We start from the raw sequence: 26,073 nt of genomic DNA, 5'->3' as shown, positions 1-26,073 counted from the left end.
GCTGATCCTGATTATTTGGTCAGGATCAGCTTTCCCGCGCGCGTGATGCGCAGCGTATAAACCTGCCCATTCAGAACAATATTTGCTGTCTGCCCACCCTTTGTCAGGGTCTGGGCGTCGTGACACGGGATTTGTACGGTCAATTGATCGTGGTTGGACATGTCCATGTTCGCGGCTTTTCAGGTTGAGGCGGAATTGCAGCCCGCCAATTGTTGACTATTTTTGTAGGATACACTTTTTCGTAGCTGCTACAAGCCAAATTGATCACCCCAAAACGGCACAACCCGCTGAAATCAAAGATTTCAACGGGTTGTTGATCGTTTTTATCGGGATATTAAACAATCGTTTATCGTTTTTTGACGAACTCGGTCAGAATCACGATACGCTGGCCTTCGACGCGGCCTTCGATCTGGGTAGGAACATCAGGCACAACGCTGATGCGGTGCACAGCCGTGCCGCGCTTTGCAGTGAAGCCGCCACCTTTGACGGGCAGGTCTTTGATCAGAACGACGGTATCCCCCGACGATAGTGGCGCACCGTTGGAATCGAAATGGATCTGTTTTTCGACGTTGTCTGCCCACGCGCGGGTTTCGTCATCTAGATACAATTGATCGGTCAGATCACGCGCCCACGGCTCGTCACCCAGTTTGTCCAACATGCGTGCGGCAACCACCTGAACGGCGGGTTCTTCGCTCCACATAGCTGACGCAAGGCAGCGCCAATGGTTTGCATCCGGCGTTCCGTTGATTTGATCCGCACAGGTATCGCAAATCTGGATCGCAGCGCCCGACGGGCCGCCCGATACAGGAAATTCGTTCAGGGGGGCATCGGCAGAGCACAAAGCGCAAGTCATAAGGCACATTCCTATCAATTGATTGCTCGTGCCTTACGCCCATGTCCCCCAGATTGCGAGAGAAAAGGGCCAGCTGCGACAGCTGGCCCCTGATCGTTTATTCGCCGTAGGGCACCCAGATATTTTTGACCTGAGATGCCCGCGACAGGAACTGTTTCCCCTGCCCGTCTTGCCCTGTGAAATCGCGCAGCCCCGCAATTTCGGTCCAGGTTTGTTTCAGGTTTCCGGTGCTTGCGGCCTCGACCATTGCGCAGCCTTCGGTGCTGCCGAAATACCAGATGGCATCGACGTTATCGTGCTGCGCCAGCGTTTTCGCCAGATCGTCGCGCGGCCCCGTAATAATGTTTACGACACCCGCTGGCACGTCCGATGTTTCCAGCACCTGATACAAATCCGTCGCGGCCAAAGGATGCGATTGCGACGCCACAGCAACCACAGCGTTGCCCAGTGCAATCGCAGGCAAAATCAACGACATCAGCCCCAGCAGCGGCGCAGCATCAGGCGCAACCGCCCCAACAACGCCCAAGGGTTCGTTCATCGCGATCGTCACCATGCGGCCCGTGGTCGAATGTACCTGACCGTCGAATTTGTCGGCCTGTGCTGCGTACCAGAAACACCGGCGGATGGTGGTTTCCACCTCTGCCTTTGCAGCGGTTTTGGATTGGCCTAGGACGATCAGGCGAGCTTCGAATTCGGCCGCGCGGGCGGATAGGTTTTCACCGATGTAATACAGAACCTGCGCACGGTTATGGCCTGTGGCTTTGCCCCAACCGCTGGCTTTGGTCGCGGCCTCAACGGCGTTGCGGATATCCTTGCGGCTGCCCAATGGCGCCAGACCAACGGGCCCTTTCGGCCCGTTCACCGCATAGGAATACCCGCTGTCAGGGCGCGCCTGTTTGCCGCCGACATACAGTTTCGCTGTTCGGTCGATGTCATCGCTGACACCCAGCCCGACAGCGGCGTGAGGCGCGGCGGGGGTCGGCTCTGCCTTACCCTGTTTTGCCAATGGCGTTTTCAGGTAAGCCAACATGCCTTCGCGGCCACCTTCGCGGCCATAACCGCTTTCGCGATATCCGCCAAAGCCTGCGGCGGCATCAAACAGGTTCGTCGCATTGATCCAAACAACGCCCGCTTTGACCTTGGCCGCTGTGTCCAGACACAGGTTGATGTTTTCCGACCAGACCGAGGCCGCAAGCCCGTAGCGTGAGTTATTCGCCAGCGCCAAAGCGTCATCGACCGTACGGAATGTGGTCATGGTCACAACGGGACCAAAGATTTCCTCGCTCCACAATGGGGAGGCGGGATCGACGCCCGTGATCAGGGTTGGGGCGTAGAAACACCCGTCTGGCGCGGTCGCCTGATGCACGTCGACGCCTGTCGCGCGGCCCTGTTCGACCAACTCCGCAATCCGGGCACGCTGAACAGGGTCCACGATGGCACCCATGTCTGTGTTTTTATCCAACGGATCACCGACCCGCAGTTTCGCCATGCGCGTTTTCAAAAGGGATTCAAATTTAGGCGCTACGGATTCCGCGACCAAAATCCGCGAACCCGCGCAGCAAACTTGGCCCTGATTGAACCAGATCGCATCAACCACGCCTTCGACGGCGGCATCCAGATCGGCATCAGCGAATACAATGAACGGGGATTTCCCGCCCAATTCCAGCGTCAGGCCTTTGCCCGATCCTGCTGTTTGTTCACGGATGATGCGGCCCACCTCGGTCGATCCGGTAAAGGCGACCTTGTCAACGCCATCATGCCCCGCAATCGCCGCGCCCGTTGCGCCGTCGCCCGTAACGATGTTCAACACGCCCTTGGGCAAACCGCACTCTGCCGCGATTTGCGCGAATGCCAGCGCGGTCAGCGGCGTATATTCCGCAGGTTTCAGAACGACAGTGTTGCCCGCTGCCAATGCAGGCGCGATTTTCCAAGCCAGCATCAGCAGCGGGAAATTCCATGGGATGACCTGACCGCACACGCCCACGGGTTCTGCATTCGGAAATTCATCGGCCAGAATTTCTGCCCATCCCGCGTGGTGATAGAAATGCCGCGCGACCAGAGGGATATCAATGTCACGGGTTTCGCGGATCGGTTTGCCGTTGTCGATGGTTTCCAGCACGGCCAAGAACCGCGCGTGTTGCTGCACATGGCGGGCCATCGCGTATAGGTATTTCGCCCGCTCATGCCCCGACAGTTTCGCCCATTTCGGCTGTGCCTTGCGGGCGGCTGCAACGGCGGCATCAACGTCCGCATCCGTCCCTTGGGTCACGCGCGCGATTTTCGCGCCTGTTGCTGGGTTCGACACGTCGAACGTTTGGCCCACCGCAGTAAACGCACCGTCGATGAAATGGCCGAAACCGTCCTGATGATCCGCCAGCCATTGATCAACGATCTTTGTATCCTCTGGTGCCACGCCGTAATCCATTGCATCCATTAGTGAAATAATATCCGTCATAGCCCTGCCCCTTACGCGATTGCGTGGCGGTTGGCGGCCGAATAGCGGCCCGTTACATAGTGTTCGATCTGGCGTTCGATATCGCCCAGCATGGACGAGGCTCCGAAACGGAACAGATCAGGGTTCAGCCAATCGCGGCCCATTTCCTCTTTCATCAGGATTTGCCAGGCGATCGCCTCTTTCGCGGATTTGATGCCGCCAGCGGGTTTGAAACCGATCTTGAAACCCGTCTCCGCGCCGTAATCGCGCAGCGCGCGCACCATTGTCAGCGACACAGGCAGGGTCGCGTTCACGCCCTCTTTGCCCGTTGAGGTTTTGATGAAATCCGCGCCCGCCTGCATAGCGACCATCGATGCGGCATAGACATTGCGCAGCGTGCGTAGTTCGCCCGTGGCAAGGATCGCCTTTAGGTGCGCGCCACCGCAGGCTTCGCGCATCATCGCGATTTCATCGTATAGGGCCGACCAGTTTTCTTTCAGAACGTGTTCGCGGGTGATGACGATGTCGATTTCATGGGCGCCTTCGGCGACGGCGTATTTGATCTCCTCGATCCGCAAGGGCAGCGGGGTTAGGCCCGCAGGAAAACCCGTCGCAACCGATGCAACGGGGATATCGGTGCCTTCCAACGCCTGTACGGCGTGGCCGACCATCGTGGGATAAACGCAGACCGCGCCTGTGGTCAGGCGCACGTCGTCCAACCCCAGCGCGGATTTCAAATGGGGTGCCAGAGGCTGGGCCGCTTTGGCGCACAAACGCTGCACCCGTTCTTTGGTATCGTCGCCCGCCAGCGTCGTCAGGTCGATCATTTTGATCGCGTTAACCAGCCACGCCGCCTGATGCGCCTTTTTCACCGAACGGCGCGTGCCCATGGTCGCCGCGCGACGTTCGGCGGCGGACAGATTGACCGCGTGACCTTCGAACATGCTTGGGTCCAGTGGGCACCCTGCGTTTCGGGGAAATCCATTAGTTGTCATCTTTATGCTCCAACACAAAAGCCGCGGTATCCGCATCCGTGATCAAAGTTTTGATCACGCCTGCACGTAACGCCGCTAAAACGATGTTTTTCTTGCCCTCACCATGGGCAATGGCGACGGTCTGCGACTGGCGCAAATCGTCGAATTCTAATCCAATGGTGCGCAAATCCAATTCGGGGTCCACAATCGCGCCATCGCGATCAACAAACCGACCCAAAACGTCGCCTACCGCACCAGACGCGATCAACGCGTCATATTCAGTCGTTTCAATATTGCCCGATTTGAGAAGGGCCGACCCAACGGCCGCGCCCAAGGAAAACACCAAATATTGTGCCTGTCGCGCCTGATCGATAACGCGGCTGACGATACGGTCCGATTCCAAGACACGTCGGGTTTCGGAGGCGCCAACTATGGCCGGAACAGGCAAAGGCACAAAATGCCCAGCGCCTTTGACCGCGAAACTGGCCGCTACGTCGTTGTGATGTTTTTCTTGCGGAATTGGTGGAACGGTCCCGTTAATCTGGACCACCTCAACACCGTCAGCCCAATCATTTGGCAGGGCATCAGCAACCGCCGACATTGTGCGCCCCCAAGACACGCCAAGAGTTTTGGGATTGAGCGTTGCCAAGTATCGCCCCGCCGCATCTGGGACACCTTCGGAGACGATCACAACATCGGTCAGACCAAATGCTTGCTTTAGCTGATATTCTAGATCGGGATGTCGACCGCTTTTCGGAACGATGCGGATTTGCACGATCCCTGTTTCACGCGCCTCGGCCAAAAGGCGGCTGACCTGCCATCGATTCAGGCCCGTGGCACGCGCAATTTCGGTTTGAGTGGCATCCTCTAGAAACGCCATCCGCGCGATACGCACCATCAATTGTTCGCGGGCAGCATCCTCAATCGGGAGCCTGCTGCCGGCACGATCCGGCTCTGCCATCGTTTGATCCAATCACAATTGTGAACATCCGACACAATTGTGCAAACAGACCACATCTGTCAACAGCAGAACCGTTTTACGTCACGCGATATGTTGGATCGCGGCGAAACCTTCGAATTTCGGATGACCGCTGTGCAGCTTTTTGGCATCCGGCGCACGTCTGTGAGCCTCTCGGAACTGTTCGCTACGGGTCCATGCAATGAAATGTTCTTCGGTTTCCCAAACGGTGTGCGACGCGTACAGGCGCGTACCATCCACCTCGGCACCTTTGAGCATGTGGAATTCAACAAAGCCGTCTAGCTCTTTTAGTTGGCTGTCGCGGTTTAGCCAAACCTGTTCAAAATCATCGGCATTTTCGACGGGGACCTGGAACCGATTCATAGCGAGATACATAATGTTTGCTCCTTCGTTCACGTTGCTAAAAGGCGCGACCAAAATGGCCGCGCCCTGAAAGTTAGAATTTGATTTCACCGCCCAGATAGACGTTGCGACCTTCGCCAGACGCGCCGCTGGACAGCCAAGGCACATAGGTCGTGTCGAAAACATTCGTCACTTTGGTGTTGACCGAAAACGCATCGCTGACCTGATATTCAGCGAACAGATCGACCAATTCATAGCCTTCGTTCGTTTCTGAAACTGTGGTCGAATAGGTCGACGCATATTTGCCGCCTGACACATAGTGGTACTGCCCCCCAACGGTCAGGGCGTCGTCCATCAAATGCGCTGCCACACGTAGGCTAGCGGTTTGTTCAGGCAGGAACTGTACCGATCCCAAACCTGAAACCTGTGTCGGCATATCGGAATCATTTTTGGTGTAGGACAGACCAAAATCGAACGCACCGACCATGTAGTTAAGCTCGACCTCTAGACCGCTGGTTTGCGAAGTACCGTCGACGTTGACGAATGCATAACCCGTTTCACCAAAGCTGTTGGTGAATGTGGACGGATAGCTGGCCAGAATGTAGTTTTCGACATCCATGTTGTAGTAATTCACGCGGCCAGACAGCTGATCCTCGTCCGTGAACAGACCAAAACGTTCGACATTGAAACCAATCTCGTAACCGGTCGATACCTCGGGTTCCAATTCAGGGTTGCCGATAAAGGCCATGCTACCATGCGCATTGCCGCCCAGCATGGTTTCTTGTGCCGTCGGCATACGTGTTGCCCGCGACGCGGTCGCGTAAGGTTGGAACCAATCGTTGACTTGATAGGCGATGGTCAGTTTTGGATCGACACCGCTGAAATCAATATCGATGTCGCCGCTGTCGGTGGTCCCCTCTTGGCCGTATTGCAGCGCACGCAGACCTGCGGTGACCTCCCAATCGCCTTGGGTCAGGATATTTTCGCTAAAGATTGCGGCGCGCGTTGCCGTACCTTGGTTCGGGTTCACACCAGAGGAAGCACCGTTCAGTTCATCGCGCGAAAATTCTAGTCCGTTGATCGAAACCAGATCCCAGTTGCCCAAGGTCGCTTCGTTGATGTTGGTTACATCGAAACCGACCGTGTTGGTTTCCATTTGGCGACCCACATACGACCCGCCCCATGCGGATGTTCCTGCGTAGGATGTGTATTCAGTCGCTGTGGTGCCGACATAGGCGTTGACGTCCAGATCCCAAATCCCGTCAGCCGTATCCAGATCGTAGCCCAATGTATAAATATCGTTGGTCAGATCTTGTTCATAGCTGTTTGCGGCGAACGTCGATTGATAGCGCATTGCCGAGAAAGACAGCGATTGCGCACCATCCAGATGATAGGCGAATTTTAACAGGCCGGATTCAGTATCTTCCCACGTGTTTGCGACCTCTTCGCCCGAACCGTCGGTGTAGTTTTCTTCGTTGTTCAAACTAAAAGCGGCCAAGGCTTCGAATGTGTCGTCGACATAACCAACACCGACCATGCGGCTAAAGTTTTCACCGTTTTCACCATAACTAAAACGACTGACGCCACCAAATCCCGTACCGTCGACCACATCAGTCGCGGACAAGGTGCGGAAATCTACAGAACCCGCGATGCCTGTGCCGCCTGCCGTCGTTTGTGCGCCACGGCTGATTTCGACACCCGCTAACAGGTTTTCATCGAAATAGGAAAAGCCCATGCCAGCGTGACCCGTGAAACGGTAGTTCTGAGGCACACCATCGACCGACATTGCGACACGGCCAGAACCTTCGAAACCGCGGATGTTGACGGCGACACCTGGGTTCGACGGATCAAGTTGCGTGTAGACCGATGTTTGCTGACGCAAAATCGTATCAACTGAAGAGCCGCCGCCTTGTGCTGCCAGATCTTCGGAATCTAGACCGGTCGAATTTTCACCGGCGGTAATTGGCGTGCCATCATCAGCGTAGCCCAGAATAACGCGGCCCAGCAGCGTTGTGTCTTCGACGGTCTGCGCGTTCATCGGCATCGCCATCAACGCCAGCCCCAGTCCCATAGCGGTCGTGCTGACCAGTTTATTGCGAATGTGCATTGTATATCCCAACCCTCCGGCCCCATCACCGGATTAGAAGTGCTGCAAAACTCCGACCGATCCCGAAAGGGGCGGCCTGATAACAGCTGTGAATTCCAAGATTGCTTGCACGGCGCGCTCGGGAATGCGTTGGCGCGGCCTGTGGCTGGCGGATACGGGCGAATTGGACTAATTGACTAAAAGAGTCAACTATTGACGTAGCAACAAATTAGAATTTTGTTTACTTTATATCCAGAGTGGTACGTGAGGCCGATTATCTGCCTTCGATCACAACAGAAAACCGCCGTTGCGCACCTTCGGGTGGCGGATCGAAAGGCGCGGCGCGCCGAATATGATCAACGGCCAGAGTGTCCAGTTCGGCATTTCCAGACGAATTGGCCACGGAAACACTATCCAAAGCGCCCGTTCCTCCAATTGCAAACGCCACCAACGTCCGCCCGCGGATGCCTGTTGAAACGCGCCGCGTGCGACTGATTTTGCGCATTACAACGTTGCCATAGTTCCTGGCCGCGCGACTGTTGGTCGTAACAACTGCTGTTTCTTCCACCCCTTGGCCCGACGGTGCGGCCGCAGGGGTTTGAACGGGTGCCGTCGCCCTTTGTGCACCTGCAACTGTGTTTTGTTGCGCAGCCCCTTGGGACGCGCGTTGCTGCGGTGGACGCAAATTTTCTGGCCGCACAATTGGACGTGGGCCCGTTTCGACCGCTGTTAAGGCGGTCTGCTCACGAACGGGCTCAATCGGCTCTGGCGTCGTAGGTGGTGCCGCCATTTGGGCGGCATATGTGGGCGTTATCGTGGGGGCCGAAGTCGCGGCAAGGCTGCTGGCTGGCGCAGGTGCCGCAGCAACCGGTTCAACCGATGAAATAGCCCCCATCGTATGACTTTCAAAATGGTTGCCCAATTGCACCTGCCGAGGCGGCGCAGCCGCTGGTATATCAACGGCGTCGACCTGATCCCGCATCAGGCCGACGCCATGCGCCACAACAGAAATTGTTGCAGCGCAAACTGCGGCTATGACATTTTTCATTGCGACGTCCCTCGCTCTGTCACGACCACAATGTTCTTTGCGCCCGAATTCGCGAATTCACCGGCAATGCGCACCAACTCCTGCGCTGGCAGATCTCGGTCCGGCATCAACCGCACGACATCGCTTGTGTCAGATGACATTGCCAAAACCGCAGACTGCACATCGACGGGCTCACCGCGTAGGTAAATCGAACCATCGGCATAAATCACCACTGCGTCGGCGGGTTGTTGACCTGCCAAATCCGCAACCGTCACTAAATTCACATCACCCGCCTGATTGGCCGTTATCGTCCCCGCAACCAAAAAGAAGACAAGCATCAAAAACACGATGTTGATCAGGGCGATGGTCGGCTCTTGCCTTTGACGCGATATGGGCTGACGCAATGCCATTATTGAAGCACCGTAACCGATAATTCTGGGCGCGATGCCAGCTGCACCATCAGATCAACCAACCGTTGGGATGATACATTATTGCCCAGCGCGACCAGCACCTGACGGTCGCCTTGTTTCAAAAACTGATCGGCCTGTTGAATTAAATTCGACAATTCGATCCGCGCGCCATTCAGGCGTAGATCATCAGACCCCAATTGCAAAAAAAGGGGCGGCGCCGTTGCCGCACCTGTGCCAGCTGACGCCGCTGTCAGCGGAATTTCGGAAAATCGGGTAAAGGTCGAACTCAGCATAAAAAACAACAGTAGCAGGAAAATGACATCAATCAGCGATGTCATAGACAGCGCGCGCCGACGCCCAACCGCAGCTGACCTAAGCGGCATCCCGTTCACCCTTTGGCGAATATATCGTTTCGATCCCCAATATTGCGATGGCGCGTTCTTTGGCGACGCGTGTTTCGAAAAAGGTCAGAACTAGCGTTGTTGGAATTGCCACAGCAAGGCCCGCCGCCGTCGTCATCAGCGCGACCCAAATGCCGCCAGCCAACAGCGAAGGATCGACGTTTGCGCCTGCTTGTTGCATCGCTTGAAAGGCATCAATCATGCCCAAAACCGTGCCAAACAAACCCAACAAAGGTGACACTTGCGCAATACTGTCCATCAATTTGAAACCCGTTTCCAAACGCGTGATGACAACGTCAGCTTCTGCTTCGGTTCGGGATTGAGACTGACCCACACTGTTTGCGAAAACACGCCCCAACCGATTGGTGCATTTATCAAAATCTGACGCAGCATTGTGAAAGTCGCCTGCGTCACACATCCGCAATCCTGCGCGAATGGCGCTATGTCGCCCTACGCCCAAATACAAAAACTGCCACAGCTTCCATAGGATTGTTGCAGTCGACACCACCGACAGGCCCAGCAATATCGCAATAACGGGACCGCCCAATTCATAGACTGCGACGACGCCTGCCCAAACCGCCTGAATCATCCGATCAACCCCAGATCAATACGCGAAGTTAAGGAAAGTGAATCCCCACAAATGGCAGGCGACAGACCGTCGCCTTCGCAAGTGGCCACCCCATTGATCAAGATTTGCGACAGATCGGTGCAGGCGACGCCAGCGATATCAAACTGCCGGACCCGCGGACGTCCCATAGGCAGCGTTTCCAGATTGAACAACGTCAGGCGATCGACCTCTCCGGATTGGCGAAACAACACGGTTTCCAACGTAAGAGCGTTGATATCGGCTGTGCTGTTGTTGGTTGCCATCAATGAGATACGGCAGGCACCTTCGACCTCTGCCGCGCCATTTAATTCGATTAAAACCCCGGCAGATTCTGACGAACCTGCCGGGACATTTTGCGCATTTGCAGAACTCGCAGCGAACGCGACCACTGCGGCCTTTACAAAAGCGCGAAATGATTTGGTCATGAAATTTGGCTGCGCGCCCACCCAACCGCATTGAAAAAATATTTTGTTTTCCATTGGATACACGCCCCGCGTCTAGAGTGTTTTCGAACTGTAGCTCGCGGGTCGCTGGCAAATATTGCACGTCGTGCAACAATATTCTTGCGCTCCTACTAATTCCGATTATTTTAGTCAAGAAAATTCAACAACCCCCAGCAACTGCAATTTCCGCATAGCGAGGTCTCGATCCCAAAGGAGCCGCTATGGGCAATTCAAATACATTGACCGCCGCGCAAATTCGGCAGGCCATTCTGGACAACCCCAAAAAACGCGCACGCGATTTGGCCGATTCTTTGAACATCGGCGAGGCGGCGCTGGTTGCTGCGCAAGTCACCGTTGGTGGGGCGACAAAGATTACGGCGGACCCAAATGCTCTGATTCCGCGCCTGAAAGAACTGGGGCCAGTGATGGCCCTAACGCGCACTGCATCGGTTGTTCATGAAAAGGACGGGATTTACGACAATTATCATGCGGGCGATCACGCATCGATGGTTCTGAATGGCGCAATTGATTTGCGCATGTTCCCGTCCCACTGGGTCCACGCGTTTGCCGTTCGGGTAGAAGGTGACGAATCCGTGCGCCATTCGATCCAAATCTTTGACGCCGCAGGCGATGCCGTTCACAAAATCCATGCGCGTCAAGGCACCGACATTGCAGCGCTCGAAAAACTGACTGTAGACCTTGCAACCGACGATCAGCCGGACACTCTAACGCTGGCCACGCGGCAACCGGCAGAGGCGCCCAAATCCAACACTGCGAAACTGGATATCCTGCGCAGCGAATGGGACCGAATGACCGATACGCATCAGTTCCTGCGTCTAACTTCGAAACTGGGCATGAACCGGCTGGGGGCTTATCGCATTGTGGGCGATCCCTACGTGCAACGATTGCACCCTGACGCTGTAAACACGGCGCTGGAACAGCTAGTCGCGACCGAATTGCCCAGCATGATTTTCGTTGGAAACCGCGGTTGCATCCAAATCCACAGCGGTCCGATCCACAATCTGCGCAAAATGGGACCTTGGCAGAATGTGATGGATCCAGAATTCAACTTGCACCTGCGGCTAGATCACATTGCCGAAGTTTACGCCGTTCACAAACCCACTCGGCGCGGCATGGCGCACTCTATCGAAGCGTTCGACAAAGACGGTGCGATCATTCTGCAAATTTTCGGAATGCGCAGCGATGCCGGTGATTTCACAGAAAAATTCGCAGCTCTTTGCGCTGCCCTTCCGACCTTAGAAAAAGAGGCCGTATAAATGTTTACCCGAATTTTCAGCATTGTCGCAGCGGCAGCCATCGGATCGACAGCGATCGCCCAAGAGGCAGAGCAGCGGATCGTGTCCATTGGCGGAACCGTGACGGAAATTATTTACGCGTTGGGCAAATCTGACCTGATCGTTGCGCGCGACACCACATCGACCTACCCAGCTGAAGCAAGCCAATTGCCTGATGTCGGCTATATGCGCGCTCTTTCCCCCGAAGGCGTCCTGTCGGTCGATCCAACGCTAATCATTGCCGAGGAGGGTAGCGGCCCGATTGAAACAATAGACGTCCTAAAAGAGGCGTCTATTGAATACGTTACAGTGCCAACTGGCTACACCGCAGACGCGGTCGCCGAAAAAATCATGATCATCGGCGAGGCACTGGACGAAAGCGAGGCCGCCGCAACACTGGCAGCGCAAGTTACAGATGATATGCAAGCGGCGGCACAAACCGCAGCGCATGCGGACCCCAAATCGGTCCTGTTCGTACTGTCAGTCCAAGGTGACCGCGTCATGGCAGCAGGGCAACAGACGTCCGCTGACGCGATTATTTCGCTGGCTGGTGGCCAGAATGCGATGGGTGCCTTTTATGGATACAAACCCGTTTCGAACGAAGCCATCATCGAAGCTGCCCCCGACCTGATCCTGATGATGCAATCGGGCGGCGGCCACCCCATCACCGATGAACAAATCATTGCTCATCCCGGACTGGGCACAACGCCTGCTGCACGCGATGGAAATATCGCACGCATTGATGGCCTTTTGCTTCTGGGCTTTGGCCCGCGCACCGGTGACGCCATCCAATCCGTAAATACCGCACTATACGCAGAGTAATCATGGCCGAAATTTCCCAAAACATCCCAAAGGCGCATTTTGCAGGTGATCGGCAACAGCGCGGGCGGTATGTCACAATCGCGTTGTCGATCGCGCTGGTATTTACAGCGATCAACAGTCTGGGCGTCGGCGCAACAGGGTTACCGATTTGGGAAATTCTGGCGCGGTTTCTTAACGGTATCGGCCTGACACATACCGAAAGCATTGTTTTATTCGACATACGCATGCCCCGTATGGTGATGGGAGTGCTGGTAGGGTCAGCGCTGTCGGTATCAGGTACAATCATGCAAGGGTTGTTTCGCAACCCATTGGCTGACCCTGGCCTAATTGGGGTCGGCTCTGGCGCTGCGTTGGGGGCAATCATTGCGATTGTACTGGGGTCTTATTTGCCGGCGCAGCTCGCCGCCACCTTCGGGCCATCGCTAGTGCCCTTTGCTGCCTTTGTTGGCGCGTGGGCGACGACGCTATTGTTGTACCGCGTATCCACACGGGGCGGCAGGACGTCGGTGGCGGTAATGCTATTGGCTGGTATTGCCGTTGGTGCGCTTAGCGGCGCTGTATCGGGCATATTAATCTACATCGCGGACGATTCAGAACTGCGCGACCTGACATTTTGGGGCATGGGGTCATTGGCTGGGGCGACATGGACCAAAGTTTGGGTCGCCGCCCCGATGATCCTCATTGCGCTACTCAGCGCTCCTGCCTTGGCACGAGCATTGAACGCCATGGCTTTGGGCGAAACCAGCGCGATGCATATGGGGATCAATGTGCAAAGGATGAAACGTTTCGCCATTTTGGCAGTGGCTGGCGCAACCGGCGCAGCAGTCGCCATTTCGGGCGGCATCGGCTTTGTCGGCATCGTGGTGCCGCATCTTTTGCGGATTAGTATTGGGCCAGACCATCGTTACCTTTTGCCTGCATCGGCCTTGCTCGGCGCTATTATTTTGCTAATCGCAGATATGGTTGCGCGGGTTGCGGTCGCGCCTTCTGACCTGCCGATCGGCATTATCACTGCAATCTTGGGCGGTCCGTTTTTCCTATACATCCTGTTGCGCAACCGCGGCATGCTGGAGGCATAAATGTTCAACGCATCACACCTGAACGTCCGTTACGGGCAACGAGCGATCATTCACGATTTATCCTTTTCGGCAAAGGCTGGTGAATTGACCGCCATCGTCGGCCCAAACGGTTCCGGCAAAAGCACGCTGTTAAAGGCCATCACGGGCGAGATTGCCAGTTCAGGCGATATTTCGCTAGATGGTGCGAATATTCGCAGCGCATCGCCATCAGAGTTGGCCACACGACGCGCAGTTCTGCCCCAATCAACCACGATCGCATTTCCCTTTACTGTGATGGAAATCGTCCGCATCGGCGTCGAAGCAGGCGGCAGCGCAAGTCCATCTCTTGCTCTTCGTGCGCTGTCTCGGGTCGGTCTAGCTGGATACGAAGGACGTACCTATAACGAACTGTCGGGGGGCGAGCAGCAACGGTGCCAATTGGCCCGCGTGTTATGTCAGGTCTGGGAACCGACAAGGGATGACCACCCCAACTGGTTGTTATTAGACGAACCGGTTTCAGCGCTGGATATCGGTCATCAGTTAGAGGTGATGCGCATCGCCCGTGACTATGCCGATAATGGAGGCGGCGTGATTGCAGTCATGCACGATCTAAATCTGACTGCGATGTTTGCCGACAGCGTCGCTCTCATGCGGGGTGGTGAAATTTTGCGACAGGACACACCGCAAAAGGTTCTAACAAACGCTTATCTGTCAGAGGCCTACGGCTGTCCTTTGCAGATCAGCACACCGCCAGCAGACGGGAATATCCCCTATATTCTGCCACAAGCCGCACAAATCCATCAGCCGCGATAGTCATCTTTGGCCCAATGAAATTGCGGACGACGCAAAGCCGTCCGCAATGGTTTGCGTTTCAAAAGATCACAGGTCCAGCAGGTCATCCTGTTTTTCGATTTCAACAGTGTGATCGATTTCTTCGGCATTAAAACCTGCGCATATCGCAAATTTACCACTCTCAATTCGCCATTTTTTGACGCTTTCATCAAAATAAGCAAACGAACGCTGATCAAGATCGAACATAACCTCTTGACTTTCGCCTGCGGCTAGCGTGACCTTTTTATAGGCTTTCAACTCGCGCTCAGGACGTTCGACTGATGCCTCGATGTCGCCAACATAGAGCTGAACAACCGTTGTTCCAGGACGGTCACCTGTGTTTGTTACGGTGACTTTGGCCGTCGCCCCCAACTCGGTCGGCTCTGCGGACAAATCCGATAGATCAAACATTGTGTAAGACAGGCCAAATCCGAACGGGAACATCGGTTTAATGCCCGTTTTGATGTAGTGACGATATCCGATCATCACGCCTTCTTCGTAGCGAACTTTACCGTCTAGACCGGGGTAGATTTCAGGGTCTTGGCTCCATGTCGGGTTGTCATTCCAGTGTTGCGGGAACGTTTGCGGCAAACGGCCCGATGGGTCGACATCGCCGAACACAACGTCCGCAATCGCATTGCCGCATTCCTGACCCGGGTACCACGATTGCAGGATCGCGGGCGCGTCGTTCATCCACGGCAGTTCAATCGGACCACCCGTTTGCAGAACCACGACCGTGTTTGGGTTCGCCTGTAGCACGGCGGCAACAAGTTCGTCCTGACGGCCCGGCAGCGCGATGTTTTCCAGATCGGACCCTTCGGTATCCCATTCGCCAGACCGGCCCACGAACACCACAGCCACGTCTGCCGCCGCTGCGGTTTCTGCGGCCTGCGCGATTTCCGCATCCCCCAATGGGCGCGAAATACCGACGCGCAGCGCGCCAAAGTTCAGGTTGTCCGCCTTTTTCGACCCGAATTCGACAACGATATCATGGGCTTTCCCTTCGGTCAGATCGACCGATGCGACGACCTCGTCGTTGCCTTCTTCAAAGAAAGTGCGCCCTTTGATCCATTTATCACCCCACGCGTCGATCACCAATTCGCCGTCGACCCAGATGCGGAAATAGCCCGCCGCATGTGCACCAATGTTGAATGCTGCGGTTTCAGACGGGGTGTAGGTGCCGCTGATCCGGGCGGAAAACGCCGCTGGATCGACTTTACCGCCGCCCAATGGTGGGATCCAAAATGCGTTGATGGCGTCCATTTTGTCTGTGTGAACGGGCGATCCGTCCAGCGTGACGTTGTCATAGAATTCGACTGTGAAATCACCGTTTAGCACAGGTTCCCAACGGTGGTTTGTGCAGCCTTGGGCAAAGGTGACATTGTCCGCGCCTAGTACATCCGCAAACGCATCAAACGGCGACACGACGTAGTGCGGGTTCAACTGCGCCGATCCGCCGCCCATGATTTTGGCGTCTTTAGCATTCGGGCCGATCAAGGCGACCTTCGCCGATTTCGACAAAGGCAGCGTGCCTTCGTTTTTCAACATAACGGTGCCAGCCGCGCCCGCCTTGCGGATCAGGGCACGGTGTTCGGGGCGGTTGTCGGCGATTTCGTTAAATTCTTTGTCGTCCCACAGCGAACCGCAGCGTTCCATCAGACGTAGCATGTTCAAGGCGCGGGTGCGGATTGTGTCGCGGCTCACGCGGCCTTCTTCGACCGCTTTGACCAGCTTTTCGCCGCGATCGCGGGTTGGGCCAGGCATTTCCAGATCTAGACCTGCATTCACGGTCGGTTCAGTCGACCGCGACCCGAACCAATCGGACATAACGATGCCGTCGTATTTCCAATCTTCGCGTAGAACCTTGGTCAAAAGGAACGTATTTTCAGCGGCATAGGTCCCATTCACCTTGTTATAGGACGACATGATGCCCCAAGTACCAGCCTTTTTCACCGCATCCTCGAACGGGCGTAGATACACTTCGCGCAGGGCGCGTTCGCTGATTTCCGAATTAATCGTGGTGCGTTCAATTTCGGATTCGTTGCCCGCGTAGTGTTTGATCGTGGCCGACACGCCGTTACCTTGCAGGCCTTTGATGTAACCGACGGCAATACCTGCGGCCAATTCGGGGTCTTCGGAATAGCATTCGAAATTACGGCCGTTGGTGACGCTGCGGTGAATGTTCACGGTTGGAGCCAGCGACACATGGGCGGATTTGGATTTCACCTCGTCCGCGATTGCGTGACCGATGTCTTGGGCCAGTTCGACATCCCATGTTGCGCCCAGCGCGATCCCCACGGGGAACGCCGCAGCCGAGACCCCGCCAATCAACGAACCACCCCCACGCGCGCCATTCGGGCCATCCGTCACATACATTTTCTGGATGCCCAGACGCGGGACCGCAGGGGTCGACCAGAAATCTTCGCCAGCCAGGATAGACACCTGTTCCTCTAGCGTCATCAGGTCCACAAGTTCGTCGATTGTAGGTTTGGTCATAGTCGTCTTTCCTTAGGCCAGCAGTTCAGCGGCTTGTGCGGGCGATAGCGCCTCGGGCCGGTCACAAGTCGTTGTCATTTCGATCCATTCGCGTTTTTCGCCCGAAGCCAAAATCGCTGTCATTACATCGATGACATGGACCGCAAGGTCGATATTGCAACGGTGTTCACGACCAGTTGCGATGGCATCGGCCATATCGGCCAGACCTGCGCAACGGTAATTGGCGCGAGGGGTGCCCTGACCGTCCTCAATATTATTTTTGCCGAACGGATGGCCCCAATCGCCCAGCGCGTTTGCGCCGTCTTTGGTCGCCAATTCTACATCGCCGCCAAAGAAATTCGGATCAGGCAGGTATAGCGATCCGTCTTCGCCATATAGCTCCATCTCTTTGTGGCGGTGCGCCCAGACATCCCAGCTGGCGCCCAGCGTCACCAACGCGCCGTTCGCAAATTCCATCACGGCGTGGATATTTGTGGGCGTATCCACCGGGACCGTTTCCCCGTTACGTGGGCCATTTCCAATTGTGCGGGTCGGGAAACTGGCAGCGGTCATTGCGGTTACGGCTTTGACTGGTCCCAGCAGTTGAACAAGGTTGGTGATGTAATACGGCCCCAGATCCAGAACAGGCCCCGCGCCCGGCTGGAAAAAGAAATCGGGGTTCGGGTGCCAGTCTTCCATCCCATGGGACATGACGTGACAAGTGCCGCCAATGACACGGCCAATTTTGCCTTCGTCGATGGCCGCGCGCGCCTGCTGATGCGCCCCGCCAAAGAACGTGTCGGGCGCGGATCCAATTCGCAGACCCTTTTCCGCTGCCAGATCGCGCAGAGCGGTGCCTTCCTCTAGCGTTAGGACCAATGGTTTTTCCGAATAGGCGTGTTTGCCAGCCTCTAGGATTTGACGGGTAATGTCGTAATGCGCGGCGGGAATGGTCAGGTTCACGACCATGTCGATGTCGTCCGATGCCAACAGACCTTCGACCGTGTGTGCGCGGACGCCGAATTTATCGGCCTGCGCCTGTGCGGCTGCCTCGTTAATGTCGGCGACGGCGCGGACTTCTAACGATTTGAACAGAGGGGCCAGCTCTAGATACGCGGTCGAGATGTTACCGCAGCCAATGATACCTACGCCCATTTTAGTCATGGTGTTGTCCTTAGAAAGAGATAGCAGTCGCATGCGAACGGGTCGCAAAGCGTGAGTGATCGTTTGGGTTATCGTGTTCGCAGACCCAGATGCCGACGTTGTTGGCGCGTAGGGCATCGACGATCGGGCCATAGTCGATTTCGCCGTGGCCTAGGTCGGCCCAACCGTCTTCGTCTGCGCATTCGCCTGCTGGTGCGCGGTCTTTGATGTGGGCGGCGATCATGCGGTCGCCATAGGCATTGATGTAATCAACAGGGTTCAGCCCCGCGACATGCACCCACGCCAGATCCAGTTCAATGTGAATATCGCTGGAGGCCGCATAGATCAGGTCCATCGGAATGTCGCCTTCGGGCGTGCGGACAAATTCGAAATCGTGGTTGTGGTAACCAAAGGTCAGCCCCGCTGCGACAATCGGTTTCGCAGCTGCAGCTAGGCGATCCGCAAATGCGGTCCAGCCTGCGGTGTCCGTTGGGCGATCCTCGGGCGCGATCCACGGCACGATGACGTTCTGAATGCCCAGCGCCTTGGCGATTTCGATCGCTTTTTCAGGGGTTTGTTCAACCAACTCGATTGCGAAATGGCCCGACGGCATCGACATGCCATGCTGATCCAACAGCGCTTTGGTCGCTGCGGTATCTTCGTATTGCGCACCGAAACCTTCGACGTTTTTGAAACCAACACCGGCCAGCATCGCAATCGTGTCGGCAAAGTCATAGTTACGAGATGAAAACAGCTGATAAGACAATTGGGTCATTACATTTTCCTTATTGGCGGGGTGCCATAGTTGCGCTGTACAGATCGCGGACGCGGAACGTGGGCGTTGCCGCCGGATCGTTTGGGATAAAGTCGAACCGCACGGGCGCATCTGGCAGCACCGTGACGGCATTTCGGATAAAACGGCCCGGCACGTCAGCCTGAACCGTCACGAAAAGAGCAAGCGCCGCAGAGGACACTGTGACCGAATGCCCATCCTGCGTCATGGTTAGTTCGGGATTGGGCAGGTCATAGGTTTTATACGGGTTCGGCGCGAAATGATCGGTGCCAGACGCACCGGTGTCGTCGGCCCATTCGATGTATAGGATTTCGTCGTCAGCGATGGCCGCGCGCGCGACGCGGATCGCCTCAACTGCGCCATTGGTTGCGGTGACCTGCGCATCGGCAATGGGGCGGCGCTGACCGCTCAGCGTACAAGACATTATACTGACCGAAATCACACGCGCTGCGCCGGTATCATTAACCGCACGAAACACCAATTCGTCTCCAACCGGTTCGGTCACCACGGTGATCGGCGCATAAAATTCCTGCGCCATGTAGTGCAGCATTTTCCACCCGCCGCCATAATCCAGCGACGACCACGAACACACGGGCCACGTATCATTCAGCTGCCAGATCAACGTACCCATGCAATAGGGCGACAGGCCGCGCCACTGGGTCACAGCTGTTTTGATCGCCAGTCCTTGTTGAATTTGGCTAAGCCATACGAAATCTTCGAATCGTTCAGGCCAGCGGAAATAGCGGAACATCGTTTCGGCGATCCGCGCATTCCCGCCTGCATTTTTCTGGTGGCTTTCAAACACAGGGGAGGCGATGTTTCGATCCTGCGGCGCGGTGAATGTTTCGATCACGTCCATCGACGGATAGCTTTGGAACCCGAATTCCGAACAAAACCGCGGGCGTACATCGCGGTAATGGTTGAAATCGCGGCCTTCGTGCCAGACCGACCAGAAATGCATATCGCCAGACCCCGACCGATGCCATGCGTCCCCAAAATCCAATTGCCCCAGCGAAGGCGATGATGGCCACCAATTGGCCGCTGGGTCGGTGACTTTCAACGCAACTTCGATCGCGCGGTTCATGCGGTCGTAATTCACAAGGTAACGATCGCGGTTAGAACGGCTTTCTTCGAACCATTCGAGCGCCCCGACCAGTTCATTATCGCCGCACCACAGCGCCAGACATGCGTGATGCTGTAGGCGATTTACGTTTTCGCGTACCTCATGCGTGATATTGTCTAAGAACGTGTCGGTTGATGGGTACAGATGGCAGGCGAACATGAAATCCTGCCAGACCAACAGGCCCAGCGCGTCACAGGAATCATAGAAGCTGTCAGCCTCATACCTGCCGCCACCCCAGACGCGGATCATGTTCATATGAGCGTCTTTTGCTGATTTCAGCAGGTTGTGGGTCGCGCTATCTGTAATGCGCCCCGCCAAAGCGTCCGCTGGAATCCAATTCGCGCCTTTGGCAAAAATATCGCGACCATTGACGCGAAATTTAAAGGTAGCGCCATCCGCGTCAGGGTCGGTCACAAATTCGATCTGGCGCAGGCCAATGCGGCGGGTCACGCGCGCATCGCCGCTGGTCAGGGTCAGATCGTGCAGTGCCTGATCGCCATGCCCGTTGGGCCACCATAGAACGGGGTTCTGAATATCGAATTTCACCCGAATGCTACCGTCGACACAGTCGCACGTAACGGTCTGCCCACACAGGGAAACCGTAACTTTATCCGTTAAATTCCATCCGTTTGCCTGAATGGTGACGCCTACCCGATCGGCGGAATGATCCTGCCAGACCATGACATTGTCGATCCGAGGTGCCTGCGCAGTCTCTAACCGAATATCGCCCGTGATCCCGACAGGCGCCAATGCTATGTTCCAATCCCAACCGAAATCACATTGCACCTTGCGCAGCATATTCCCATTCGGGATCGGGCAGTTGGGTTCGTGATATGGGATATAAAATGGCTGTTCTGACTGACGTTCAGCAGCAGCGGTGACAGGCGATTGGAATCGAATTTCAATCTGGTTTTCACCCGCACAATTCACAGGCAACCGATACTGGCGAAACGCGTTGTCGCATTCCGCTACGACCTCGCCATTCAGGGTGACGGTCGCAACAGTATCAACACCGTCCAGCACCAGATCAAACGCCCCGTCCGCCACGAACGAACGACGGATTGTCCAGTCGCGTTCGCAAATCCAACGCAGGTCGTATTCGTTGCGGCCCCAATAGGGATCGCTGATCAAACCCGCGTTGAACAACGCCGAAACCCCATCCCCTGGCACAGAAAAGGCACAGGAATAGCTGCCGCTATCATCCGATAGCTGCCATTCTTGGGTCAGTGAAATGGGGTTCGGCGTCATTATCAGATCCGCTCTTCTGTTGTTGGATCAAACAGTGAGGCCGATACCGGGTCGAAACCGATGGTGATGGTTTCACCGGCGGCGACCTTGGCCTTGCCATCCATGCGAATATGCAGCGGTTTGCAGTTCAAGGACGAATACACCAACGTGTCCGACCCCATCGGTTCGACAATGTCGATGGTCACTTGGGTCGTCACAGCACCCGCCGTTTGGTCGCCGGTCAGAATATGCTCTGGCCGGATACCGACGATTGCGGGGCCACTTACGGGACCGTTTGCATATTCGTAATCCGCCATCGGCAACGCGATATCGCCCATCGTAAAGACGCCGTTTTCCAGATGACCTTCGAAGAAATCCATCGAAGGCGACCCAATAAAATCAGCAACATACAAGTTCTGAGGACGGTTATAAATTTCGTCAGGCGACCCCAGCTGCATGATTTTGCCACCCTTCATGATCGCGATGCGGTCGGCCAGAGTCATGGCTTCGATCTGGTCATGGGTCACGTAAATCATGGTGTTCTGCAGCTGTTGGTGCAGTTTTTTGATCTCGACCCGCAGATCGGCGCGCAGTTTCGCGTCTAGGTTCGACAAAGGTTCGTCAAACAGGAACACGTCCACATCACGCACCAATGCACGGCCAATCGCAACGCGCTGACGTTGACCACCCGACAAGGCCGCAGGTTTGCGATCCAACAAGGGTTCGATCTGCAGGATCTCGGCCGCGCGGGCGACACGTTTTTCAATCTCGTCTTTTGGCATTTTCGCGTTTTTCAGGCCAAAGGTCAGGTTCCCCTTAACCGTCATCTGCGGGTACAGCGCGTAGGACTGGAACACCATTCCAATGCCGCGTTCGTTCGGTTCCGACCAGGTGACGTTTTTGCCGTTGATGAACAACTGACCGCCAGAGACTTCTAACAGGCCAGCGATACAGTTCAGCAGCGTGGATTTACCGCAACCCGATGACCCCAACAGCACGACAAATTCGCCCTGTTTGATGTCCAGATTCAGGTTTTGCAAGACTTTGACCGCGCCAAAGTTCAGATCGAGGTTTTTGATTTCAACAGAATTCATATTCTTAGCCTTTCACAGCGCCCGCCGCGACGCCGCGCACGAAAAGTTTGCCAGAGACAAAGTAGATAAAGAGAGGAACCGCACCGGTCAGAAGGGTTGCCGCCATATTGACGTTGTATTCTTTGACCCCTTGGACCGAATTCACGATGTTATTGAGCTGAACCGTCATCGGGTATGAGTCAGGTTTGGCGTAGATCACACCGAATAGGAAATCGTTCCAAATGCCTGTGACCTGCAGGATGACCGCAACCACAAAGATCGGCATCGACATCGGCAACATGATCCGGAAATAGATGCCCCAGAACCGTGCGCCATCTACGCGCGCTGCCTTGAACAACTCTTCTGGAAGAGAGGCAAAGTAATTGCGGAACAGCAGCGTTAGGATTGGCATACCAAAGATCGAATGCACGATCACAAGGCCACCTAGCTTGGTATAAAGGCCCATTTCGCGCAGCATGATCACGATTGGGTAGATCATCACCTGATACGGAATGAACGCACCAAAGATCAGGATGCCAAAGAACACATTCGCGCCTTTGAACCGCCAGTTGGCCAATGCGTAGCCGTTAACGGACGCGATGATGATCGACGCCAGAACCGATGGGATCGTGATTTGAACCGAATTCCAGAACCCGCGAGACAGGCCGTCACAATTCAGGCCAGTACAGGCTTGCGACCACGCTTTGACCCACGGTTCGAACGTGATTTCCATTGGTGGCGCAAAAATATTGCCCATGCGGATTTCTGGCATACCTTTTAGCGATGTAACGATCATCACATACAGGGGCACAAGGTAGTACAGCGATACCACGATCAGCGTGCCATACAGCATGATGTTACGGCGCGAGAATGGCGTTTTCGGTTTCGGGCCGTGTGGACCCGTGAATTGTACTGGATCAGCCATGTTTCTTACGGCCTCCGAATTCTAAATAAGCGAATGGGATTAGCGCGATCAGCACGCCAACAAGCATCATGGTCGAGGCGGCAAAGCCCTGCCCCAAATTCTGGCCACCAAACATGTAGTCGTAGACGTATTTTGCGGGCACTTCGGACGCGAGGCCTGGACCACCAGAGGTTTGAGCGACGACAAGATCGTACAGCTTGATAATACCCGATGCGATCAACACCAGAGTGGTGACGAAAACAGGCTTCATCATTGGAATGACAACGAAAATGTAGGTTTTCCATGCAGGGATGCCGTCAACGCGGGCAGCTTTCCAAACCTCTTGGTCGATGCCGCGCAGGCCTGCCAACATCAGGCACATAACCAGTCCAGTGCCCTGCCATAGACCTGCGATCAGGATGCCGTAAATCACGATGTCAGGGTTGAACAGCGGGTCAAAGGTAAAGCTTTCCCAACCTAGGCTGCGCACGATGTGCTGCACGCCGAATTCGGGCGTCAAAATCCACTGCCAGACCAGACCGGTCACAATGAACGACAACGCAAATGGGTATAGAAAAATGGTACGGAACAGGCTTTCTAGACGAATTTTCTGATCCAAAAGGGCCGCCAAAACAAAACCGATGACCAGCGAAAATACCATCGAACAGGCGCCGTAGATGGCAAGGTTTTTAATCGACAAAATCCAGCGATCTGAATCCCACAGGCGTTGGTATTGATCGAAACCGATCAGTTCGCTTTTGGGTAGCAATTTCGAGTTCGTGAACGAGTGATAGACGGTCCACAATGTCGCGATCACAAAGATACCGACTGCGGTAAATGCCATTGGCATTGCAGCGACCTTGGACGACATATTCGACCCAAATGCGCGTTCGATAGCTCCGCGTGGGGTGGTTGCATCATCACGTGTGCCAACGATTAACAGCGCGACAGCAAACAAAGCAAAAAGTTTGATCGCAAAAGAGGCAAAGGGCGTCAGGGCCTTCCACGCTTTTTTATAATCTTTGGCGAATTCCCAACTGTCCTGAACGCCTTTTTGCGCCAGAACCAACACCATCACGCATACTGCAATGCCGACCAACCAGCCCAAAATAGGGCCACGCAGACGGTTTTTGAACAGGTCCAAACGGCGCGTCTGGGCGAATATAACAGCCAGAATTCCGGCGCCAATGAATAGAATGGCTTCGGGTGCGTATTCAAAAATCGCCCCTTCGACACCAACTTGTCTAAGAATAAAAAACAGGCTGGCCAACGTGATCGACCACAAAAATGCCCGTTCAATCCGCGTTTGCGGCATGACGGCTCCCCTTTTTTCGTAAATTCGACCGTAACGGGTCAAAAAAAGGGGCCAGCCGTTAGACTGGCCCCAATAGATGCAGCGATTAGTCAGCCGACGCGATGATTTTCGCGTAGGATTCCTGTACCTCTGCCACGGTCATGTCTGGGGTGTTCCAGAAAGTGGTCATCAGTTCGTCGATCTGTGTGATCGTGTCCTGCGTGAACGCCATATCTGCCGATGGCAGAACGCCGCCCGAATTCAGGATCTCGATGCCTTTTTGCATACAGTCGTTTGCAGCGGACATATCGATGTCACCGCGCACAGGCAGCGAACCTTTTTTCAGGTTGAACGCAACTTGTACTTCTGGGCTGAGCAGCAGGGCTGCCAGCTCTTTTTGTGCGGCTTCGATGTCTTCGTCATCAGTCACAGGGAAATAGAATGCGTCACCGCCAGTATCCAGAACTTCGCGGAAACCCAGACCTGGCAAACAGCTGTAGTCTTCGCCTGCAACCTGACCTGCAACCGCGAATTCACCCTGCGCCCAGTCACCGTGGATCTGCGCGCCAGCTTCACCAGTGATGACCATGTTGGTCGCCATGTTCCAGTCGTTCACGTTGGACCCAACTGCCAGCTTGCGTGCGTCATCGAATGCCTCGAAAACGCGGGTGTAATCTGGACCTGCGGCAACCGATGCGTCTTTGTCGACGTTAACTGCACGCCACGATGCTTCTGGCAGCAGCGCCACAGCCAGCGCACCGAACGCTAGGTTGGTCTGCCACTGCTGCTGACCCATCGCCAGCGGCACAACGCCCGCTTCGCGCAGGGCTGGGCCAGCTGCTACGAATTCATCCCAGTTGGCTGGAACAGCGGTGCCTGCTTTTTCAAATGCATCGTGGCTTAGCCAGATCCACTGCGTGGAGTGGATGTTTACAGGGGCGCAGTAAACGCGGCCATCAACCGTACAGGCAGACAGCAGGTTCGACGGGTTCACAACGTCCATCCAACCGTTCGCCTCGGCGACGTCAGTGATGTCCAACAACAGACCTGCTTCGATCAGTTCTTCGGCTTGGCGACCGTGGTTCAGCTGGGTCGCACCCATTGGTTCGCCGCCGATGATACGGCTGATGATGATGGGGCGCGCAACGCCCGACGATCCGGCAATCGCGCCATCAACCCATTCATGATCCGTATTTGCGTTAAAGGCATTCGCCAGCTCTGCCACAGCTGCTGCCTCACCACCCGAAGTCCACCAGTGAGTGACTTCCAATTCGGTCGCACCAGCGGATGTAGCAGCGCAAAGTGCCGTTGCGGCAAGCAGTTTTGATGTCAGTTTCACGATTTGCTCCTCCCTGAATCTAAATCGTTGTAGAAATTTCTATAACGTTTTAGATTGCCCTGACAAGAAATTTTCAAAGGTTTTTTTCGCTGCACACGCAAACCACCATTGCCGCATTGCGGCGTTAAAACATAACACCA

24 protein-coding genes are annotated in these 26,073 nt (G+C 55.3%); 4 read left to right on the top strand and 20 right to left on the bottom strand.

All coding sequences use genetic code 11. The features are described 5' to 3' along the window. Positions 1-11 precede the first annotated feature (11 nt). The 12 genes from hemP to BVC71_RS14985 form a co-directional block, all read right to left on the bottom strand. Positions 12-167, bottom strand: coding sequence for a hemin uptake protein HemP (gene hemP / locus BVC71_RS15040; protein WP_086452523.1), 156 nt, complete (start codon positions 165-167; stop codon positions 12-14). Between the two features lie 179 nt (positions 168-346). After that, positions 347-853 carry a PhnA domain-containing protein gene (locus tag BVC71_RS15035; protein WP_086452522.1) on the bottom strand — a complete coding sequence of 169 codons (507 nt, stop codon included), beginning with the start codon at positions 851-853 and terminating at the stop codon, positions 347-349. A gap of 97 nt (positions 854-950) precedes the next feature. Then, complete coding sequence (locus BVC71_RS15030) at positions 951-3,308, bottom strand: aldehyde dehydrogenase family protein (protein WP_086452521.1); 2,358 nt, start codon at positions 3,306-3,308, stop codon at positions 951-953. Positions 3,309-3,319: 11 nt separating this feature from the next. Beyond that, a complete protein-coding gene (deoC, locus tag BVC71_RS15025; RefSeq protein WP_086452520.1) occupies positions 3,320-4,282 on the bottom strand; it encodes a deoxyribose-phosphate aldolase in 963 nt (320 codons plus the stop codon). Then, positions 4,272-5,222, bottom strand: a complete 951-nt coding sequence (locus BVC71_RS15020) for a sugar-binding transcriptional regulator (protein ID WP_086452519.1) — start codon at positions 5,220-5,222, stop codon at positions 4,272-4,274. The genes deoC and BVC71_RS15020 overlap by 11 nt, the downstream gene beginning before the upstream one ends. A gap of 81 nt (positions 5,223-5,303) precedes the next feature. Next, on the bottom strand, positions 5,304-5,615 hold the full coding sequence (hmuQ, locus tag BVC71_RS15015) for a heme-degrading protein HmuQ (RefSeq protein ID WP_086452518.1): 312 nt from the start codon (positions 5,613-5,615) through the stop codon (positions 5,304-5,306). A 61-nt stretch (positions 5,616-5,676) separates the two neighbouring features. Continuing rightward, a complete protein-coding gene (locus BVC71_RS15010; protein WP_086452517.1) occupies positions 5,677-7,689 on the bottom strand; it encodes a TonB-dependent receptor domain-containing protein in 2,013 nt (670 codons plus the stop codon). Positions 7,690-7,942: 253 nt separating this feature from the next. Continuing rightward, positions 7,943-8,716 carry an energy transducer TonB family protein gene (locus tag BVC71_RS15005; RefSeq protein WP_086452516.1) on the bottom strand — a complete coding sequence of 258 codons (774 nt, stop codon included), beginning with the start codon at positions 8,714-8,716 and terminating at the stop codon, positions 7,943-7,945. After that, complete coding sequence (locus tag BVC71_RS15000; RefSeq protein ID WP_086452515.1) at positions 8,713-9,105, bottom strand: ExbD/TolR family protein; 393 nt, start codon at positions 9,103-9,105, stop codon at positions 8,713-8,715. Before BVC71_RS15000 ends, BVC71_RS15005 begins: the two co-directional genes overlap by 4 nt. Continuing rightward, positions 9,105-9,488 carry a biopolymer transporter ExbD gene (locus BVC71_RS14995; RefSeq protein ID WP_240516883.1) on the bottom strand — a complete coding sequence of 128 codons (384 nt, stop codon included), beginning with the start codon at positions 9,486-9,488 and terminating at the stop codon, positions 9,105-9,107. The genes BVC71_RS15000 and BVC71_RS14995 overlap by 1 nt, the downstream gene beginning before the upstream one ends. Beyond that, on the bottom strand, positions 9,478-10,095 hold the full coding sequence (locus BVC71_RS14990; RefSeq protein WP_086452513.1) for a MotA/TolQ/ExbB proton channel family protein: 618 nt from the start codon (positions 10,093-10,095) through the stop codon (positions 9,478-9,480). Before BVC71_RS14990 ends, BVC71_RS14995 begins: the two co-directional genes overlap by 11 nt. Then, positions 10,092-10,538, bottom strand: a complete 447-nt coding sequence (locus BVC71_RS14985) for a hypothetical protein (RefSeq protein ID WP_133064557.1) — start codon at positions 10,536-10,538, stop codon at positions 10,092-10,094. Before BVC71_RS14985 ends, BVC71_RS14990 begins: the two co-directional genes overlap by 4 nt. A gap of 239 nt (positions 10,539-10,777) precedes the next feature. On the opposite strand from BVC71_RS14985, the gene BVC71_RS14980 reads away from it, so the two are divergent. From BVC71_RS14980 to BVC71_RS14965, 4 genes are read left to right on the top strand one after another with little or no spacing between them, the layout of a single operon-like run. After that, entirely contained in the window at positions 10,778-11,833 is a 1,056-nt protein-coding gene (locus tag BVC71_RS14980) for a hemin-degrading factor (protein ID WP_086452511.1), read from the top strand. Then, complete coding sequence (locus tag BVC71_RS14975; protein WP_086452510.1) at positions 11,834-12,673, top strand: heme/hemin ABC transporter substrate-binding protein; 840 nt, start codon at positions 11,834-11,836, stop codon at positions 12,671-12,673. It abuts the gene before it with no gap. Between the two features lie 2 nt (positions 12,674-12,675). Continuing rightward, on the top strand, positions 12,676-13,752 hold the full coding sequence (locus BVC71_RS14970; RefSeq protein WP_086452509.1) for a FecCD family ABC transporter permease: 1,077 nt from the start codon (positions 12,676-12,678) through the stop codon (positions 13,750-13,752). Further along, the gene (locus BVC71_RS14965) at positions 13,753-14,544 is read left to right on the top strand and encodes a heme ABC transporter ATP-binding protein (protein WP_086452508.1); all 792 of its coding nucleotides are present in this window, start codon (positions 13,753-13,755) and stop codon (positions 14,542-14,544) included. Between the two features lie 66 nt (positions 14,545-14,610). Here the strand turns inward: BVC71_RS14965 and BVC71_RS14960 are convergent, their stop codons facing one another. The 8 genes from BVC71_RS14960 to BVC71_RS14925 form a co-directional block, all read right to left on the bottom strand. After that, positions 14,611-17,058, bottom strand: a complete 2,448-nt coding sequence (locus BVC71_RS14960; protein WP_086452507.1) for a beta-glucosidase — start codon at positions 17,056-17,058, stop codon at positions 14,611-14,613. 12 nt (positions 17,059-17,070) lie between these two features. After that, positions 17,071-18,201: a Gfo/Idh/MocA family protein gene (locus tag BVC71_RS14955; protein WP_086452506.1), complete on the bottom strand. Its 1,131-nt coding sequence runs from the start codon at positions 18,199-18,201 to the stop codon at positions 17,071-17,073. A gap of 10 nt (positions 18,202-18,211) precedes the next feature. Beyond that, entirely contained in the window at positions 18,212-18,955 is a 744-nt protein-coding gene (locus tag BVC71_RS14950) for a sugar phosphate isomerase/epimerase family protein (RefSeq protein WP_086452505.1), read from the bottom strand. Positions 18,956-18,965: 10 nt separating this feature from the next. Beyond that, positions 18,966-21,344: a glycoside hydrolase family 2 protein gene (locus BVC71_RS14945; protein WP_086452504.1), complete on the bottom strand. Its 2,379-nt coding sequence runs from the start codon at positions 21,342-21,344 to the stop codon at positions 18,966-18,968. A 2-nt stretch (positions 21,345-21,346) separates the two neighbouring features. Then, positions 21,347-22,417 carry an ABC transporter ATP-binding protein gene (locus tag BVC71_RS14940; RefSeq protein ID WP_086452503.1) on the bottom strand — a complete coding sequence of 357 codons (1,071 nt, stop codon included), beginning with the start codon at positions 22,415-22,417 and terminating at the stop codon, positions 21,347-21,349. A gap of 4 nt (positions 22,418-22,421) precedes the next feature. Continuing rightward, positions 22,422-23,321: a carbohydrate ABC transporter permease gene (locus tag BVC71_RS14935; RefSeq protein ID WP_086452502.1), complete on the bottom strand. Its 900-nt coding sequence runs from the start codon at positions 23,319-23,321 to the stop codon at positions 22,422-22,424. Then, on the bottom strand, positions 23,314-24,171 hold the full coding sequence (locus BVC71_RS14930; RefSeq protein ID WP_205905985.1) for a carbohydrate ABC transporter permease: 858 nt from the start codon (positions 24,169-24,171) through the stop codon (positions 23,314-23,316). The genes BVC71_RS14935 and BVC71_RS14930 overlap by 8 nt, the downstream gene beginning before the upstream one ends. A 529-nt stretch (positions 24,172-24,700) precedes the next feature. After that, positions 24,701-25,933, bottom strand: a complete 1,233-nt coding sequence (locus BVC71_RS14925; RefSeq protein ID WP_086452501.1) for an ABC transporter substrate-binding protein — start codon at positions 25,931-25,933, stop codon at positions 24,701-24,703. Between the last annotated feature and the right edge of the window lie 140 nt (positions 25,934-26,073).

It is taken from the genome of Marivivens niveibacter (assembly GCF_002150005.2).
Lineage (GTDB): Bacteria > Pseudomonadota > Alphaproteobacteria > Rhodobacterales > Rhodobacteraceae > Marivivens > Marivivens niveibacter.
Note: the sequence above shows the minus strand (reverse complement) of the source record. Positions and strands in the feature narration are given on the sequence as shown.